Raw genomic sequence first — 15,514 nt, 5'->3', positions numbered from 1 at the left:
AAACATGAACAAGCAGCTTTACGCTCGACTTGACGGCCTGCTCTACGACGTCTGCGTCAAGGCCGGTCAAAAGGTGAAGACCGGTGAGGTCCTCTACGTCATCGAGGCGGCCAAATCACAGCTGTCGGTGAAAGCTCCCTACTCCGGGACAATCAGTCAGGTCAGGCGCAAAGCGGGCGATACGTTGAACGCGACCGATGTCGTGATGGAGCTGGATGCGGAGGACGCGGCAGCTTAATCGTCGCCGAAGTTCGGAGTCCTCTGCAGATGGATCGGCGACGACGCGCCGTTGTAGACCGTCGCTCGATCCAGCACGCGCTCGGCCTCGGCGGACGGCCAGGATCTTTCGATCTTGGGCCGCTTTCTGTCGAAGGCGCATTGCAGCCCCTCCGGGAGATCCGACCAGAACGGCACGAAGGACAATACGATCAGGGCTCGGTCTTCGCTCGAATTGTTCGCATGGGATGCGTGAAGGAGCCTGCCGTCGCGAACGATGAGATCCCCCTTCCGAACAGCAACATCAACTTCGTCTGGCCTCGTGGAAACCAGCACGTCGTCGACATGCAGAACCCGATCGGGATGTGTCGGCCTGCCCTCGATCAATTCATGTAGATCGTTCTTGCGCCGATGACTGCCGGGAAGCACGCGCAAGCATCCGTTTGCAGCACTCGTGTCGGTCAAATAGTACATGAAATAGAGAATTGGAGGCGTGGCGCCGTAACTCACGGCGCTCGACCAGCCCCACCAATCCTGGTGCCAGTGCAGCCTCGGACACCCGGCCGGCTTGGAGATCAGAAATCCAGCAAAAAAGCGCGCATCCCGGTATCCGGCGCGCTCCAACAATTCATATTGTGCATCGAAGAGAATGATCGGCGCGAAATCGACCGAAAAGTTGACCGAGACAACAAGCCCGAGATGGGGCTCCGCTCTCGCCTCAAGACTGGCCCGAGACTTGATTCGATTGCCGGCCTCCAACAATTCGCGAGGAAGAAAATCACGGCGTACCGCATACCCGGCCTCCTCCAACTCGCGACGGAGGCCGGTTATTTGCATGGCCGCCTCCCGCCGTCAGCTCGTCCGCTTCTTCGCCTTCGGCTTCGCCACCTTCGGCGCCGGTCCCGGATCGGGCGCGCGCTCGACCGAGGTCAGGCGGCCGGAGCTGAACGTGTAGACGCCGGCGCGTGCGCCGCGCAGCCAGGTCACCGTGGCCACGCGCTCGCCGCCATTGCTCGAGATGTTGACGTTGTCGGGTGCACCGATGCCGCGCACCACGTCGCATTCGGTGTGGCCGAGTGCGACGGTGCCGCCGGCAGCCGGCGTCGCGGCGGCGGGATCATTCGCCAGCGCGTTCGCGCCCGCAGCATCGGCCGCAGGCGCCATGCCCGGGCATGCGCCTTCGGCGCTCACAAGATCCTCAGCCGTGACCGGCTTGTCCGGCGTCAGCGGCGGCGCGTCGATCGAGATGTTTCTGATGAACAGGCGCTGCGGCCGGTTGAACCACTCAGCGTCCTTGGACAGGAAATCGGGCGTGCTCGAGCATCCGGCGACGACCGGGGCAAGCACAAGGAACGCCAGAGCGCGCGTCAGCTGTTTGGTGTGGTCTCGCACGATGAACCTTGCTGAATTGCAACCTGTGGACACTCTAACGTGTTGTCCCAACATCACTTTGCGGCACGTTCGTGACTTTGCCAACGCTCTGCCGGTAAATCGGCAGATTATCATTAATCACGCGGCGCTGCCATCATCGGCGCTTCACGGGCCTCCGTATCATTGGCGGCGCTGCCAGCGCCCCCGCTCATCCGCCTGCCAGTAGGTGACCTCGAATCCCCGCGATTTGCAATCGGTCCACGCCGATCTCGCAGCCGCGAGCGCGTCCGCATCATCGCCGTTGAACACGAGCACCATGCGCTCGTAGCTGTGCGAGTCCGATGGCAGCGCCGCGTTATCCACCAGGAAACGGACGTTCGCGCCGTTGGGATTGCTTTCTTCCACCGCGAGCACGATCGGCTGGTCGGCCACATCGGCCACCCGCCAGGTGGCGTGCGGCAGAAACGAATCGTCGCGATAGGTCCACAGATGCGCATCGAGCGCATCCGCGCGCTCCTCCGATGTCGACTGCACCACGACGCGCCAACCGCGCTCGAGCGACTTCTCGAGCAGCGGCGGCAGCACGCCTTCCACGGTCATGTTCTGCAGGTGGTAGAACAGGACTTCGGTCATCGCCCCGCGTCACGCCTTGCCGCCGGATTTGGCTTCGGCTTTGGTGTCGGATCTGGATTCGTAGGAGTCCCACACCAGCCGATCGAGCAGCCGGACGCCATAGCCCGATCCCCAGCTCTGGTTGATCTCCGATTTCGGCGCGCCCATCGCGGTGCCGGCGATGTCGAGATGCGCCCACGGCGTGTCGTTGACGAAGCGCTGCAGGAATTGCGCGGCGGTGATCGAGCCGCCATGGCGTCCGCCGGTATTCTTCATGTCGGCGAACTGCGAATCGATCAGCTTGTCGTATTCGTGGCCGAGCGGCATGCGCCACACCTTCTCACCCGTCTCCTGCCCCGCCTTGAACAGCTTGTCGGCGAGATCATCATTGTTGGTGAAGAGACCGGCATGCTCGGTGCCGAGCGCGACCATGATCGCGCCGGTCAAGGTCGCCAGGTCGATCATGAATTTCGGCTTGAACTTGGTCGCGACGTACCACAGCACGTCGGCGAGCACGAGGCGGCCCTCCGCATCGGTGTTGATGATCTCGATGGTCTGGCCCGACATCGAGGTGACGATGTCGCCCGGACGCTGGGCGTTGCCGTCCGGCATGTTCTCGACCAGGCCGATGGCGCCGATCACGTTGGCCTTGGCCTTGCGTGCGGCGAGTGCATGCATCAGGCCGACCACGCAGGCCGCGCCGCCCATGTCGCCCTTCATATCCTCCATCGAGCCGGCCGGCTTGATCGAGATGCCGCCGGTGTCGAAGCACACGCCCTTGCCGATGAAGGCGACCGGCTGCTCGCCGCGCTTGCCGCCATTGTAGTGCATCACGACGGTGCGGCTCGGCCGTGCCGAGCCCTGGCCGACGCCGAGCAGCGCGCCCATGCCGAGTTTCTTCATCGCGGGCACGTCGAGGATCTCGACGGTGACGCCGAGCTTGCGCAAGGCGGCAGCGCGTTTGGCGAACTCCTCCGGGTAGAGCACGTTCGGCGGCTCGTTGACGAGATCGCGCGCCAGTATCACCCCGTCGGTCACGTGGGATCGCGGCGCGAAGGCCTTCTTGGCCGCCGCGACGTCCGCCACGGCGATCGAGACATTGGCGCTCACGGCGCCCTCCTCGTCCTTCTTCTTGGTCTTGTAACGGTCGAACCGATAGGCCCGCAGCCGGATCCCGGCGGCCAGCGAGCTGACCTGATCCGGCAACAGCGGTCCCGAAGGCAGCTCGGCGAGCACCGCCACCGCTTCAGTTCCGGCGTTCAGCTTTCCGGCTAAAGTCCCGCCGTATTTGAGGAAATCCTTGTCCTTGAGGTCCGAGCCCTTGCCGATGCCGATGACGATCAAGCGCTGAATCTTGATTCCCTCAGGAGCCAGCAGATCCAACACCGCGCCATCCTTGCCCTTGAACCGGGCTGCCCCGGCCGCGCGCTTGATCAGGTCCGAGGCTCCCCCGAGCGCCTTCTCGGTCGCGACTCCAAGACGCAGAGTGTCATCGCAGAACGCCACCACGATGCCACGCGGGGCGGTCGACAGCGGGACGAAGCCGACCTTGACGGCGTCGGACATCAAGCAATCCTCCAAATTTCGACGTGATGAGCCGCCACGTCCGGCCGAAAACCTCAAGGACCAGACGCGGATGGCGGCAGTTCGGAACCCAACTTGGCAGCAGTATGACCTGCCCGGGCCGCGGCTGCCAAGCGCCGCGTGGCGGGCCAGTCACAATCATGAAATTTTGACCGTATTTTCGGGGCGCCACGCCACAGCCATTTTGTCGACGGATCAACGAGATGGTAATGATATTCACTGCTCTTGGAACGTCACGGCGACAGCGGCCTTGGGGGACCCGTTTCAAGGGGGGCTGCAGCGCTCGTTCCGGGACTGCTGATTGGGGATCGAGCGCAGACGATGGGGTCCATCGACAGGTACATCTTTCGCACGACGCTGGCGTCGTTCGCGCTGGTGTTGGTCAGCCTCACCGGCGTTATCTGGATTACGCAGGCGTTGCGCGGCATCGATCTGATGACCAGCCAGGGCCAGACGATCCTGACCTTCCTTGGCATCACCGGGCTCGTGATTCCCTCCCTGCTCGGCGTCATCGCGCCGATCGCGCTGATGATCGCGGTCTCGCACACGCTGAACAAGCTGGCGACCGATTCGGAGATCATCGTCATGAACGCCGCCGGCATGTCGCCGATCCGGCTGTTCGTGCCGTTCGCCTATGCCACCTGCGCGGTAGCCGTGCTGGTGACGGTGATCGCCGCCTTCTTCGCCCCCGACGGCCTGCGCCGGATCAAGCAGTGGGATGCCGAGATCACCGCCGACGTGCTCGCCAACATCCTACAGCCCGGGCGGTTCGCGCAGCTCGACCAGAACCTGACCATCCGGATCCGCGAGCGCCAGCCCGGCGGTGAGCTGTCCGGCATCCTGATCGACGACCGCCGCGACCCCAAGGAGCGAATCACGATCATCGCCGAGAAGGGCACCGTCGTGAAGAATGCCGACGGCTCGTTCCTGGTGCTGGAGGACGGCAATCTCGAACGCTTCGAGCTCGGCAAGCGCGAGCCGGCGATGGTCGCGTTCGCCCGCTACGCCTTCGACATGTCGAAGTTTTCGAACCAGGGCCGCGACGTCACGCTCGGCATCCGCGAGCGCTATCTGTGGGAACTGATGGCGCCCGCCGAAAGCGATCCGATCTACAAGCAGATCCCCGGACAATTCCGCCAGGAATTGCACGACCGCTTCCTGGCGCCGATCTATCCGTTCGCCTTCGCAGCCCTTACCTTCGCATTCCTGGGCGCGCCGCGGACGACACGCCAGAGCCGCAACTTCTCGTTCGGCAGCGCCATTCTCGCCGTGTTCGGCGTCCGCATGGCGGGTTTCGCCTGCTCGGTCATGACCGTGAAGACGCCGATGGCGGCGCTGGTGCAGTACCTCATGCTGTTCGGCGTGCTCGGCCTCAGCATCTGGATCATCATCGGCGGCGTGGTGGTCGAGCCGCCGGCGCGGCTGATGGAAGCCATCAACCGGTCGAACGCGCGGATCGCACGCCTGTTCGGAAGGCCGGCCACCGCATGAGCATGGTCACCAACACGCTCGGGCGCTATTTCGCCGGCCGCTTCCTGGTCTCGGCGGTCGGCGTGTTCGCGAGCATCTTCATCCTGCTCGTGCTCGTCGACTACATCGAGATGGTACGCAAGACCTCCGGGCTCGCCTCGGCCTCGGCGCTGATGGTGGCGGAAACGTCGCTGTTCCGGGTGCCGCAATTGCTCGAGAAGATGATGCCGTTCTGCGTCCTGATCGGCGCCATGACGTGCTATCTCGCGCTGTCGCGCCGGCTCGAGCTCGTGGTGGCGCGCGCAGCCGGGGTCTCCGCCTGGCAGTTCATCGCGCCGGCGCTGGCAAGCGCCATCGTGCTCGGGCTGATGGCGACGACCCTCTACAACCCGATGTCGGCAAATCTGCGCGAGCTCTCCAAGCGCATGGAGGCCGAGCTGTTCGGCGCCGCCCCGGGCGGCGGCGTGCAGGACGCGGCCGGCTTCTGGCTCAACCAGATCAACCCCGACGGCTCTGTCATCATCAATGCCGCGCGCAGCGAGCAGCAGGGCGTCCGCCTGACCGGACTGACCCTGTTCCGTTTTGATACGGACAAGCACTTCAAGGAACGAATCGAAGCGCGCGAGGCGACCCTGGAAGAAGGCCGGTGGGTCTTCCGGTCCGTGCGCCGATTCTCCCTCGATGCGCCGCCGGTCGACGAACCGACGTACATTCTTCCGACCAGCCTGACGCCGGCACAGGTCCGAAACAGCTTCTCCACCCCCGAAACTGTGTCGTTTTGGCAACTTCCGACATACATCCGCTCGTCGGAGAGCTCGGGCTTCGCGACCGCGGGGTACAAACTGCAGTATCATAAGCTGATCGCGCAGCCGTTTTTGCTGGCTGCGATGGTCATGCTGGCTGCGTCCGTGTCGCTCAGGTTCTTCCGAATGGGTGGCGTACAGAAAATGGTTTTGAGTGGCGTGGGCGCCGGGTTTCTGCTCTACGTTCTGTCGAAAGTAACTGAAGATTTGAGCAAGGCTGAGTTGATGAATCCGATCGCTGCGGCGTGGCTGCCGGTGTTCGTCGGCGGCCTCACGGGCTTCATGGCCTTGCTCTACCAGGAGGACGGCTAGTGTCGTTCGTTGCCGTCCGTCAGACAGCGCTCGCCGCGCTTCGGCAGCATGCCGTTGCGCGCGTCGGTTGCGCGCGCGTGCGTCGCGCCGGGTCTGGCGTACTTGGATTCGTTTTGGCCTGCGGGCTCGGCCTGATGGTCGCTGCTGCGACCGCGGTCGTGGCGCCGACCCCTGCCGTCGCGCAGGGCTTCACCTACAATCCGCGCCCGCCCAAGGCGCCGCCGCCGCGCGTCGCCAACGACAACCAGATGCTGGTGCAGGCGACCGAGGTCGATTACGACTACAACAACTCGCGCGTGTCGGCGGTCGGCAACGTGCAACTGTTCTACAACGGCACCTCGGTCGAGGCCGACCGGGTGATCTACGACCAGAAGACCAAGCGCCTGCATGCGGAAGGCAACATCCGCATGACCGACGCCGACGGCAAGATCACCTACGCCAACAGCCTCGATCTGTCGGACGACTATCGTGACGGCTTTGTCGATTCGCTGCGCGTCGAGACCGAGGATCAGACGCGGATGGCGGCGACCCGCGCCGACCGCTCCAAGGGCAATTACACCGTCTTCGAGAACGGCGTGTACACCGCCTGCGCGCCGTGCAAGGACGATCCGAAGAAGCCGCCGCTGTGGCAGGTCAAGGGTGCGCGCATCATCCACGACCAGACCGAGAAGATGCTGTATTTCGAGAACGCCCAGCTCGAATTCTTCGGCGTTCCTCTGGCCTACATCCCCTACTTCTCGACGCCCGATCCGACCGTGAAGCGCAAGAGCGGCTTCCTGATGCCCGGCGTCACCCAGACCGGCGGCTACGGCTTCGGCGTCGACATCCCCTATTACTGGGCGATCGCGCCGGATTACGACGCGACCTTCACGCCGCGCATCACCTCCAAGCAGGGCGTGCTGCTGCAGACCGAGTTCCGCCAGCGCCTCAGCAATGGCGGCTATCAGGTGCGCCTGTACGGCATCGATCAGCTCGACCGCAACGCCTTCGCCGGCCAGCCGGGCGACCGCCAGTTCCGCGGCGGTGTCGACACCAAGGGCCAGTTCGCGCTCAACGACAAGTGGGTCTGGGGCTGGGACGGCATCCTGCTGTCCGACTACATGTTCCTGTCGGATTACCGGCTGGCGCAGTACCGCGACCCGTTCAACTCGTTCATGAGCCTGCCGACCGAGGCGATCTCGCAGCTGTATTTGACCGGCGTTGGCAGCCGCAGCTTCTTCGACGTCAGGGCGATCCACTATCTGAGCTTCTCGGGCAACCAGCAGACCGTGCCGGTGGTCTATCCGGTGCTGGATTACTCGAACGTGCTGAACTATCCCGTGTTCGGCGGCGAGTTCAGCTACAAGACCAACTTCGTCAATCTGAGCCGCCAGACGGCGGTGTTCGATCCGATCACCACCACGGCCAACACCAACGGCCTGTGCACGACGACATCGGCTGACCCGCTTGCGCGCCTGCCGACGCAGTGCCTGCTGCGCGCCACGCCCGGCACCTACACCCGCCTGACTGCGCAGGCGGAGTGGCGGCGGTCGTTCACGGATCCCTACGGCCAGATCTGGACGCCGTTCGCGATCCTGCGCGCGGATGCGATCAACGCCAACGTCTCGAACCAGCCGGGTGTGGGCAACTTCCTGCAGACCGGCGACACCCAGGCGCTGCGGCTGATGCCGACGGTCGGCCTGGAATATCGCTACCCGTTCATCAACGTTCAGCCGTGGGGCACTACGACGATCGAGCCGATCGCGCAAGTGATCATCCGGCCGAACGAGACCTATGCCGGCCGGCTGCCGAACGAGGACGCCCAGAGCATGGTGTTCGACGCCAGCAACCTGTTCAGCGTCGACAAGTTCTCCGGCTACGACCGCGTCGAGGGCGGCGGGCGCGCCAATGTCGGCGTCCAGGCGACCACGCAGTTCGACCGCGGCGGCACCATCAACGTGCTGTTCGGCCAGTCCTATCACCTGTTCGGGATGAACTCGTTCGCGGTGCAGGACGCCAACAACACCGCCATCGGCTCCGGCCTGGACAAGAACGTCTCGGACTACGTGGCGCGGGTCGACTACTCGCCGAACCGCACTTACACGTTCAGCATGCGCAGCCGGTTCGACCAGCAGACCCTGAACATCCAGCGCTTCGAAGCGGAAGCCAAGGCGAACTTCGACCGCTGGTCGGTGGCCCTGACCTACGGCAACTATGCTGCCGATCCGGCGATCGGTTATCTCACCCGTCGTGAGGGCATCCTGGGCAGCGGCTCGGTCAAGGTGGCACCGAACTGGGTCGTGACGGGCGCCGCGCGGTGGGACCTCGCTGCCAACAAGATCAACCAGTATGTGATCGGCGCGGGCTATGTGGACGACTGTTTCGTGCTGGCCGCCAACTATGTAACGTCGTATAACTATACGGCAGGCACCACTCCACCCGTTCTGAGCCATGCCTATATGCTCCAGATCGGGCTTCGGACGCTTGCCACGACCTCGTCGACGGGAACCGGGGCTGGCGGCCTTCAGTAGTGCGCGCCAGTCTCCGACGGGCCGCTCCGTGGGGTTCGAAAGTCCCTCGTCTGGAGCCGTGGCGCGGCTTCCAGTTGGATCAATAGCGACAGCGAAGCTTGGTCATGACGATCGCGTTCTCTCCTCGCCTTCGGGCCCTGGCCATCTGCACTCTTGCCGCACTCGCCTGCGGCATCGGAACGATGTCGGCTCGCGCCCAGAGCATCGTCGTCATGGTCAATGGCGATCCCATCACCGACTATGACATCGAGCAGCGCACCAAGCTGAACTTCCTGAGCACGCGCAAGCATCAGTCCCGCCAGGAGATCATCGACGAGCTGATCGACGACAAGGTGAAGATCAAGGAAGGCAAGAAGTTCGGCGTCGAGCCGACCGCCTCCGACGTCGACCAATCGTTTGCTGGCATGGGCTCTCGCATGCGGCTCAACCCGGAACAGTTGACCAAATCGCTGGAGAGCCAGGGCGTGCGGCCGGAGACGCTGAAGGCCCGCATCAAGGCGGAGATCGTCTGGAGCAGCCTGGTGCGCGGCCGCTACAAGGAGCGTCTGCTCGTCTCCGACAAGGACGTGGCCGCGGCCGTCGCCGCTGCCGGCGGCGACGGCGATCAGCAGGGCCAGGCGTTCGAGTACAAGATGCAGCCGATCGTGCTGATCGTGTCGAACTCCTCGAACCAGGGCTTGATGGAAGCACGTCACAAGGAGGCGGAAGCGCTGCGCTCACGGGTGCAGACCTGCGCCGAAGCCAACAACATCTTCAAGACGACGGCGAACGCGGTCATCAAGGAGATCGTCGTCAAGACGTCCGCCGACATTCCGCCGAATCTGCGCAAGCTGCTCGATGACACACCGATCGGCCACCTGACTCCGCCGGAAGCGACGCGGCAGGGCATTCAGATGGTGGCGCTCTGCTCGCGGACTCCGACCACGATCGACACGCCGAAGAAGCGCGAGATCAAGGAGCAGATGTACACCAAGAAATACGAGGCCACCTCCAAGGCCTATCTGCAGGAAGTCCGCAAGGCGGCGATGATCGAATATCGCTGATGACGAAGCCGCTCGCGCTGACCCTGGGGGAACCGGCAGGCATTGGCCCCGACATCACCCTGCAGGCGTGGCTGCGCCGCACCGAGCTCGGCCTCCCCGCCTTCTACGTGCGCGGTGATCCTGCCTTCCTGGCTCAGCGCGCCAAGCTGCTCGACCTCCCCGTCACCGTGGACGAGGTTCGTCCCGAACAAGCGGCGCAGGCGTTTGCGACCGCGCTGCCCGTGGTCCCCACCGGGCACGCCGTGACGGCCCTGCCGGGCCGCCCGGACACGACGAGTGCCGAGGCGGCCATCGGCTCGATCCGGGAGGCCGTGGCCGACGTGAGGGCCGGACGCGCCAGCGCCGTCGTGACCAACCCGATCGCCAAGGCCGTGCTCTACCGTGCCGGCTTCTCGCATCCCGGCCATACCGAATTTCTCGCCGAGCTCGCCGCGGATGGCGGAGCCACGCCACAGCCGGTCATGATGCTGTGGTCGCCTGTTCTCGCCGTGGTGCCTGTGACGATCCACGTCGCGTTGCGCGATGCGATCGACCAGCTGACGAGCCCGCTGATCACGTCGACGACGCGAATCGTCGCGGCGAGCCTGCGCCGCTATTTCGGCGTATCGCGGCCGCGCATTGCGATGTCGGGCCTCAATCCGCATGCGGGCGAGGACGGCACGCTCGGCACCGAAGAGGACACGATCATCGCGCCCGCGATCGCAACCTTGCGCAATGCTGGCCTCGACGTGCAGGGACCGCTGCCGGCAGACACGATGTTTCATGAAGCCGCGCGCAAGACCTATGACTGCGCCATCTGCATGTACCACGATCAGGCACTGATCCCGATCAAGACGCTGGCGTTCGACGAGGGCGTCAACGTGACGCTCGGCCTGCCCTTCATCCGCACCTCGCCCGACCACGGCACGGCGTTCGACATTGCCGGCAAGGGCACCGCCAATCCGGCGAGCCTGATCGCGGCGCTCGAGCTCGCGGCGCGCATGGCCAGCCAGTCGTCATGAGCGCGATCGACGACCTCCCGCCGCTGCGCGAGGTCATTCGCGATCATCAGCTGTCGGCTCGCAAGGCGCTCGGCCAGAACTTCCTGCTCGATCTCAATCTCACCGCCCGGATCGCGCGCGCCGCCGGCCCGCTGGAGGACGCCACCGTGGTGGAGATCGGCCCCGGTCCGGGAGGCCTGACGCGGGCGCTGCTCGCGCTCGGCGCGCGCCACGTGATCGCGGTCGAGCACGACGAGCGCGCGATCCCGGCGCTGCAGGCGATCGCCGCGCGCTATCCGGGGCGGCTCGAAATCGTCTGCACCGACGCCCGCACCTTCGACGTCCGGCCCTACCTCGGCAGCACCAAGGCGAAGATCGTCGCCAACCTGCCCTACAACATCGCGACGCACCTCCTGATCGGCTGGCTTTCCGCAGAGCCGTGGCCGCCCTGGTACGACATGATGGTGCTGATGTTTCAGCGCGAGGTCGCCGAGCGCATCGTCGCGCGCGAGAACGAGGACGCCTATGGCCGGCTCGGCGTGCTCGCCAACTGGCGCTGCGAGACCAAGATCCTGTTCGACATCTCGCCATCCGCCTTCGTGCCGCCGCCGAAGGTCACGTCGTCCGTGGTGCGGCTGGTGCCGCGCCCGTCGCCCGAACCCTGCGACCGCCGCGCGCTCGAGCAGGTCGCCGCCGCCGCCTTCGGCCAGCGCCGCAAGATGCTGCGGCAGAGCCTGAAGTCGCTGCCGGCGGATCCCGCGCGGCTCGCGGCCGCCGCAGGCGTCGATCCCACCCGCCGCGCCGAGACCATTCCGGTGTCGGGCTTTGTTGCCATGGCCCGCGAATTGACCAATAGTCGCGACGAGAACAAGTCTTAATCAACAAGCATTTCAGGGAGTTTCATCATGGCGTTGATGCGCCGTCAGTCGCTCGTCAAGTTCGACGCACCGCTGTGCGAAACCATCGTCGAGACGCCGAAGCCGCAAGGTCGGGAAGTTCTGGTTCGCATCGAGCGCTGCGGCCTGTGCCACTCCGACCTGCATATCCAGGACGGCTATGCCGATCTCGGCGGCGGCAAGCGCCTGGACACCACGCGCGGCATGACCCTCCCCTTCACGCTCGGACACGAGATTGCCGGCGTCGTCGATGAGGTCGGACCCGACGTGCCGAAGGAACTGATCGGCGCGCGCCGCGCAGTGTTTCCGTGGATCGGCTGCGGCCAATGCCGCGACTGCGCCAATGGCGACGAGAATTTGTGCGCCAAGCAGCGCTTCCTCGGCGTCTCGATTGACGGCGGCTTCGCCACCCACGTGCTGGTGCCGGATGCGAAGTATCTGCTGGAATACGATCCGCTGCCGGTCAATCAGGCCGCGACGCTGATGTGCTCCGGCGTAACGGCCTATGGCGCGCTCAAGCGCCTCGTGGATCGGCCGCGCCAGCGCAATCTGCTGCTGATCGGACTCGGCGGCGTCGGCATGATGGGCCTGTCGTTCGCGCAGGCGATGTTCAAGCAACCGATCTCGGTGGCCGACCTCTCGGCGGCCGCGCGCGAGACCGCGCTGAAGAATGGCGCCGCGACGGCCTACGATCCGGCCGAGCCGGATGTGATCAAGCGCATCCTCAAGGAGACCGAGGGCGGCTTCGACGAGGTCGTCGACTTCGCCGGCAACGAGAAGTCGATGGCCTTTGCGGTGTCCGTCGTTGCACGCGGCGGCAAGATCGTCGTCTCCGGACTGATGGGCGGCCAGTTCACCCTGCCGATGGTTCAATGGGTGTACAAGCGCATGACCATCGAGGGCTTCATGGTCGGCACGCTGACTGAGGCGCACGAGTTGATGGCGCTCGCGCGCGCCGGCAAGATCAAGCCGCCGCCGATGCGCGAGGAGCCGATGGCTGACGTACAGAAGTGGATCGATGCACTGCGCGCCGGCCATGTGGTCGGACGTGTGGTGCTGACGAACTGATCCCTCGTCCGTTGCGACATCGCACGCGGCGGCGGTGCTGCACCGCTGCCGCCGTGGCCAATCATTTGTCCACAAACGTAGAGGTTGTCGGCGCCGCGCCTCGGATCCCTGAGGGTGAAAAGTCAGGTCCATCTTCACGGATGTGACCGATTTGGCGCGCTAGCGCGGCCAAAATCGAGGCGGGATGCGGATCCTTTTGTGGGAAAAAAGCCGCACTCGGGCACGAAAGGATCGCGACAGAATTAATCCGGAATTGCGGCTCATTGCCACCCAACTTCTCTCCGAGAACGCGCCGTTGCGTAAGCGTATCCGGAGTCTTCAATGGCAAGCCGAACGGCAGGAGTTGCGTTTGCCATTGCAGCCGGAATCGCCGGCACCGTCGTGCTCGTGCTGCCGCGCGTCGTGTTGGCGGCGGAGGAATGTCTGACCGAGCCGACGGGAGAGAAGTCTGACGCGCAACGCTGGTACTATCGTTTCGATCGTGGCACCAATCGGCGTTGCTGGTATCTGAAAGACGCCAACGGCAATACCCGTGACGCCGCGGCACCGATGCGGGCCGCGCAGCAGCCGACTCCCTGGGACTTCGCCCAGCCCGCTCCACCCAAACTGACGCCGAGACGCACCGATGGCCCGGTCGCTCGCACCAGCGACGCCCTCGCCGAAGCGCCGCAGCCGCGGCTGCGTGCCGATCTCGCCGTGCGGGGCACGCCGAAGCCGCAGAATCTCGCCACGCCGACGACGCTGACGGCATCGGACACCAGCCTGCCGCGCAGCCTCGATAGCTCGCCCTGGCCCTCTGCCCCGCCGCAACAGGCGGACCCGATCGCCGCCGATGCGCCACCACCGGCAATGGCCGACGACGGCAATGCGGAGCCGGACGCGAATGCGGCGCCGACTGCCGACGGGCCGATCATCGCACCCAAGCCGAGCAAGCCCGAAGCGCCCATCCACGTGCTCATGCTCGTGGTCATCGGTGCACTCGCGATTTCAGGACTGCTGGCCAGCGCGCTCTATCGGCTCAGCCGGATGGGGCGGCGGCAACGGCGCAACGGCAGCTGGCACGCGGACGCAGTACGGATGCGCCGTAGTCGCATCAAACCACGCTCCAAGGCGCCGCAGGGCGGGATACGTGCGAGCCGCGGCAGCATGCCGGCGGCACCATCCCATCCAGGCGGCAGCCGCGGCTCCCAGCCGGCTTCGGCGCTCGACCTCGCGAGCGCGCGGCTGTCCGCTTCAACGGACCAGATCGACCCCCGTGCGCAGCGACCGGCGCCGTCTCCCCAGCATCAGGATCACCCAGCCGTGGCCGCACGCCGACGCGACCGGGACGCGGCTGCGGAGATGCAGCGATCACAGTCCACCGACGCAGTATGGCAGGCGGTCGATGAGTTGGTGGATCGCGCAGCAGTGCGCCGGGCCGAGCCTTCCGGGACACAGATCGCTGCGACCAACGCGCCGCCATCGCCGGTTGCCGCAACTGCCGCATCGCCTGCTGCTCCGGCGCAGGCACAACTGACGGCTGCCCAGATGGCCGCCGCGCAGGCCGCTGCCGCCAAGATTGCAGCAGCCCAGGCGAGCGCCGCCGCTGCAGCCGCCTCGCCGCGCTCGCCGACCTATGCGGCACCGACCGCGCCCGCCGAGCCCTGGCCGGCGGCGCAGCGGGTTGAACCAGCGAATCCCACCCGCATCCAGGCAGCCGCAGCAATGCCGCCAGCCGCCCCGCCACCGGCGCAAGCTGCCGCGACCGCCGCCCCACCTGCCCCTGTCGACGTCAGCGAAATCGTGTCGGCGCTGCGCAAGGCCCGAAGCAGCGATGTCACGTCCCCCTCTGCCGGCGCTCCGATCGACGCCGCCAAGGTGATTGCCGCGCTGCTGGTGTCGCGCGCGGCCAAGCGGCACGCCACGCAACCCGGCGAGGCTAGCGATGATCCGGCTGCAGCGGCCCTCGCTGAGACGGCTCCGCCAACGCAGGCGGACGCTGCACCCCGGACCACGCAGGCGTCGCAACACCTGACGAACCATCCGCGTGGCGGCCAGCCCGTCGCTCAGCCCGTTCCCGGGACGCCCGATCAGCCTGCCTCCCCGCGCGCGCCGTCAACGGCGCCAGCCGATCCAGCGGCCGCACTGATCGAGACGCTTCGCGCGCATGCGGCACGACAACCGGCCCCTCAGCCTGACGATGACATCGCCGTGGGCGGACCCGCGATGATGTCGGAAGCCCCTGCCGCCGAAGACGATGAGCTCGACGATCCTGCGGCGGCGCTGATCAACCTTCTGCAGTCGCGCTTTTCATTGCCCGAAGACGAGCTGGAGGCAGAGCCGCAGCAGGAGGAGTTCTCCGTCGAGGCTCAGCAGGACGTCGTGCACATGCATGATGATCCCGCGGCCCGACTGATGAGTCTCCTGGAATCGCGGTCGTCGATCCCCGCCGCGCTACCTATCGACAGACCGCAGGCGCAGCAGCAGCCACAGCGCCCGTCGCAGCAGCGTCCCCTGTTCGTGCCGACGCCGTTCGAGGATCCGGCGACCCCGCCGCTCGACTTCATTCCGCGGCCTCCGGCGCTGCGGCCGCGGCCGCGCAACATTCAGCAGGATGATGAGCTCGACGGCATCCAGGACATCCTGGCGCGCCTCGGCCGGCGGGCGTAA

At 65.7% G+C, this 15,514-nt stretch carries 13 protein-coding genes; 9 read left to right on the top strand and 4 right to left on the bottom strand.

All coding sequences use genetic code 11. The features are described from left to right. Nucleotides 1-4: 4 nt before the first annotated feature. On the top strand, nt 5-238 hold the full coding sequence (locus tag ACQR03_RS04335; protein ID WP_315712384.1) for an acetyl-CoA carboxylase biotin carboxyl carrier protein subunit: 234 nt from the start codon (nt 5-7) through the stop codon (nt 236-238). Here ACQR03_RS04335 and ACQR03_RS04330 read toward each other — a convergent pair. From ACQR03_RS04330 to ACQR03_RS04315, 4 genes are all read right to left on the bottom strand, one after another. Beyond that, the gene (locus ACQR03_RS04330; RefSeq protein ID WP_315826796.1) at nt 235-1,053 is read right to left on the bottom strand and encodes a phytanoyl-CoA dioxygenase family protein; all 819 of its coding nucleotides are present in this window, start codon (nt 1,051-1,053) and stop codon (nt 235-237) included. The two genes, ACQR03_RS04335 and ACQR03_RS04330, sit on opposite strands and share 4 nt — an antisense overlap. A gap of 15 nt (nt 1,054-1,068) precedes the next feature. Further along, nucleotides 1,069-1,563, bottom strand: a complete 495-nt coding sequence (locus tag ACQR03_RS04325) for a hypothetical protein (protein WP_315712649.1) — start codon at nt 1,561-1,563, stop codon at nt 1,069-1,071. A 204-nt stretch (nt 1,564-1,767) separates the two neighbouring features. Continuing rightward, nucleotides 1,768-2,220 carry a DNA polymerase III subunit chi gene (locus ACQR03_RS04320; RefSeq protein WP_315749957.1) on the bottom strand — a complete coding sequence of 151 codons (453 nt, stop codon included), beginning with the start codon at nt 2,218-2,220 and terminating at the stop codon, nt 1,768-1,770. A 9-nt stretch (nt 2,221-2,229) separates the two neighbouring features. Further along, on the bottom strand, nt 2,230-3,765 hold the full coding sequence (locus tag ACQR03_RS04315; protein ID WP_434840981.1) for a leucyl aminopeptidase: 1,536 nt from the start codon (nt 3,763-3,765) through the stop codon (nt 2,230-2,232). A gap of 339 nt (nt 3,766-4,104) precedes the next feature. Here ACQR03_RS04315 and lptF point away from each other — a divergent pair, with 339 nt between their 5' ends. The 8 genes from lptF (at nt 4,105) to ACQR03_RS04275 (ending at nt 15,514) form a co-directional block, all read left to right on the top strand. Continuing rightward, entirely contained in the window at nt 4,105-5,274 is a 1,170-nt protein-coding gene (gene lptF / locus ACQR03_RS04310) for an LPS export ABC transporter permease LptF (protein WP_434840980.1), read from the top strand. Continuing rightward, nucleotides 5,271-6,368, top strand: a complete 1,098-nt coding sequence (lptG, locus tag ACQR03_RS04305) for an LPS export ABC transporter permease LptG (protein ID WP_315712392.1) — start codon at nt 5,271-5,273, stop codon at nt 6,366-6,368. The genes lptF and lptG overlap by 4 nt, the downstream gene beginning before the upstream one ends. Further along, nucleotides 6,368-8,878 (top strand): LPS-assembly protein LptD, encoded by a 2,511-nt coding sequence (locus ACQR03_RS04300; protein ID WP_315712394.1) that lies wholly within the window; start codon nt 6,368-6,370, stop codon nt 8,876-8,878. Before lptG ends, ACQR03_RS04300 begins: the two co-directional genes overlap by 1 nt. A 104-nt stretch (nt 8,879-8,982) precedes the next feature. Beyond that, on the top strand, nt 8,983-9,921 hold the full coding sequence (locus tag ACQR03_RS04295) for a SurA N-terminal domain-containing protein (RefSeq protein ID WP_315712396.1): 939 nt from the start codon (nt 8,983-8,985) through the stop codon (nt 9,919-9,921). Then, on the top strand, nt 9,921-10,922 hold the full coding sequence (gene pdxA, locus ACQR03_RS04290) for a 4-hydroxythreonine-4-phosphate dehydrogenase PdxA (RefSeq protein ID WP_316164704.1): 1,002 nt from the start codon (nt 9,921-9,923) through the stop codon (nt 10,920-10,922). The genes ACQR03_RS04295 and pdxA overlap by 1 nt, the downstream gene beginning before the upstream one ends. Beyond that, the gene (rsmA, locus tag ACQR03_RS04285; protein ID WP_315800294.1) at nt 10,919-11,779 is read left to right on the top strand and encodes a 16S rRNA (adenine(1518)-N(6)/adenine(1519)-N(6))-dimethyltransferase RsmA; all 861 of its coding nucleotides are present in this window, start codon (nt 10,919-10,921) and stop codon (nt 11,777-11,779) included. The genes pdxA and rsmA overlap by 4 nt, the downstream gene beginning before the upstream one ends. A 27-nt stretch (nt 11,780-11,806) precedes the next feature. Continuing rightward, entirely contained in the window at nt 11,807-12,865 is a 1,059-nt protein-coding gene (locus tag ACQR03_RS04280; RefSeq protein WP_315712400.1) for an alcohol dehydrogenase, read from the top strand. A gap of 381 nt (nt 12,866-13,246) precedes the next feature. Further along, nucleotides 13,247-15,514: a hypothetical protein gene (locus ACQR03_RS04275; protein WP_434840979.1), complete on the top strand. Its 2,268-nt coding sequence runs from the start codon at nt 13,247-13,249 to the stop codon at nt 15,512-15,514.

This window comes from Bradyrhizobium sp. HKCCYLS3070 (genome assembly GCF_051167575.1).
In the GTDB taxonomy this organism is placed as follows: Bacteria; Pseudomonadota; Alphaproteobacteria; order Rhizobiales; family Xanthobacteraceae; genus Bradyrhizobium.
This window is presented reverse-complemented; position numbering and strand designations above follow the sequence as displayed.

Bases quoted from the DNA above. Each gene is read 5' to 3' on its own strand.
- ACQR03_RS04335 (WP_315712384.1), top strand. From the start codon at position 5: ATGAACAAGCAGCTTTACGCTCGACTTGACGGCCTGCTCTACGACGTC.
- ACQR03_RS04330 (WP_315826796.1), bottom strand. From the start codon at position 1,053: ATGCAAATAACCGGCCTCCGTCGCGAGTTGGAGGAGGCCGGGTATGCG.
- ACQR03_RS04320 (WP_315749957.1), bottom strand. From the start codon at position 2,220: ATGACCGAAGTCCTGTTCTACCACCTGCAGAACATGACCGTGGAAGGC.
- ACQR03_RS04315 (WP_434840981.1), bottom strand. From the start codon at position 3,765: ATGTCCGACGCCGTCAAGGTCGGCTTCGTCCCGCTGTCGACCGCCCCG.
- lptF (WP_434840980.1), top strand. From the start codon at position 4,105: ATGGGGTCCATCGACAGGTACATCTTTCGCACGACGCTGGCGTCGTTC.
- lptG (WP_315712392.1), top strand. From the start codon at position 5,271: ATGAGCATGGTCACCAACACGCTCGGGCGCTATTTCGCCGGCCGCTTC.
- ACQR03_RS04295 (WP_315712396.1), top strand. From the start codon at position 8,983: ATGACGATCGCGTTCTCTCCTCGCCTTCGGGCCCTGGCCATCTGCACT.
- pdxA (WP_316164704.1), top strand. From the start codon at position 9,921: ATGACGAAGCCGCTCGCGCTGACCCTGGGGGAACCGGCAGGCATTGGC.
- rsmA (WP_315800294.1), top strand. From the start codon at position 10,919: ATGAGCGCGATCGACGACCTCCCGCCGCTGCGCGAGGTCATTCGCGAT.
- ACQR03_RS04280 (WP_315712400.1), top strand. From the start codon at position 11,807: ATGGCGTTGATGCGCCGTCAGTCGCTCGTCAAGTTCGACGCACCGCTG.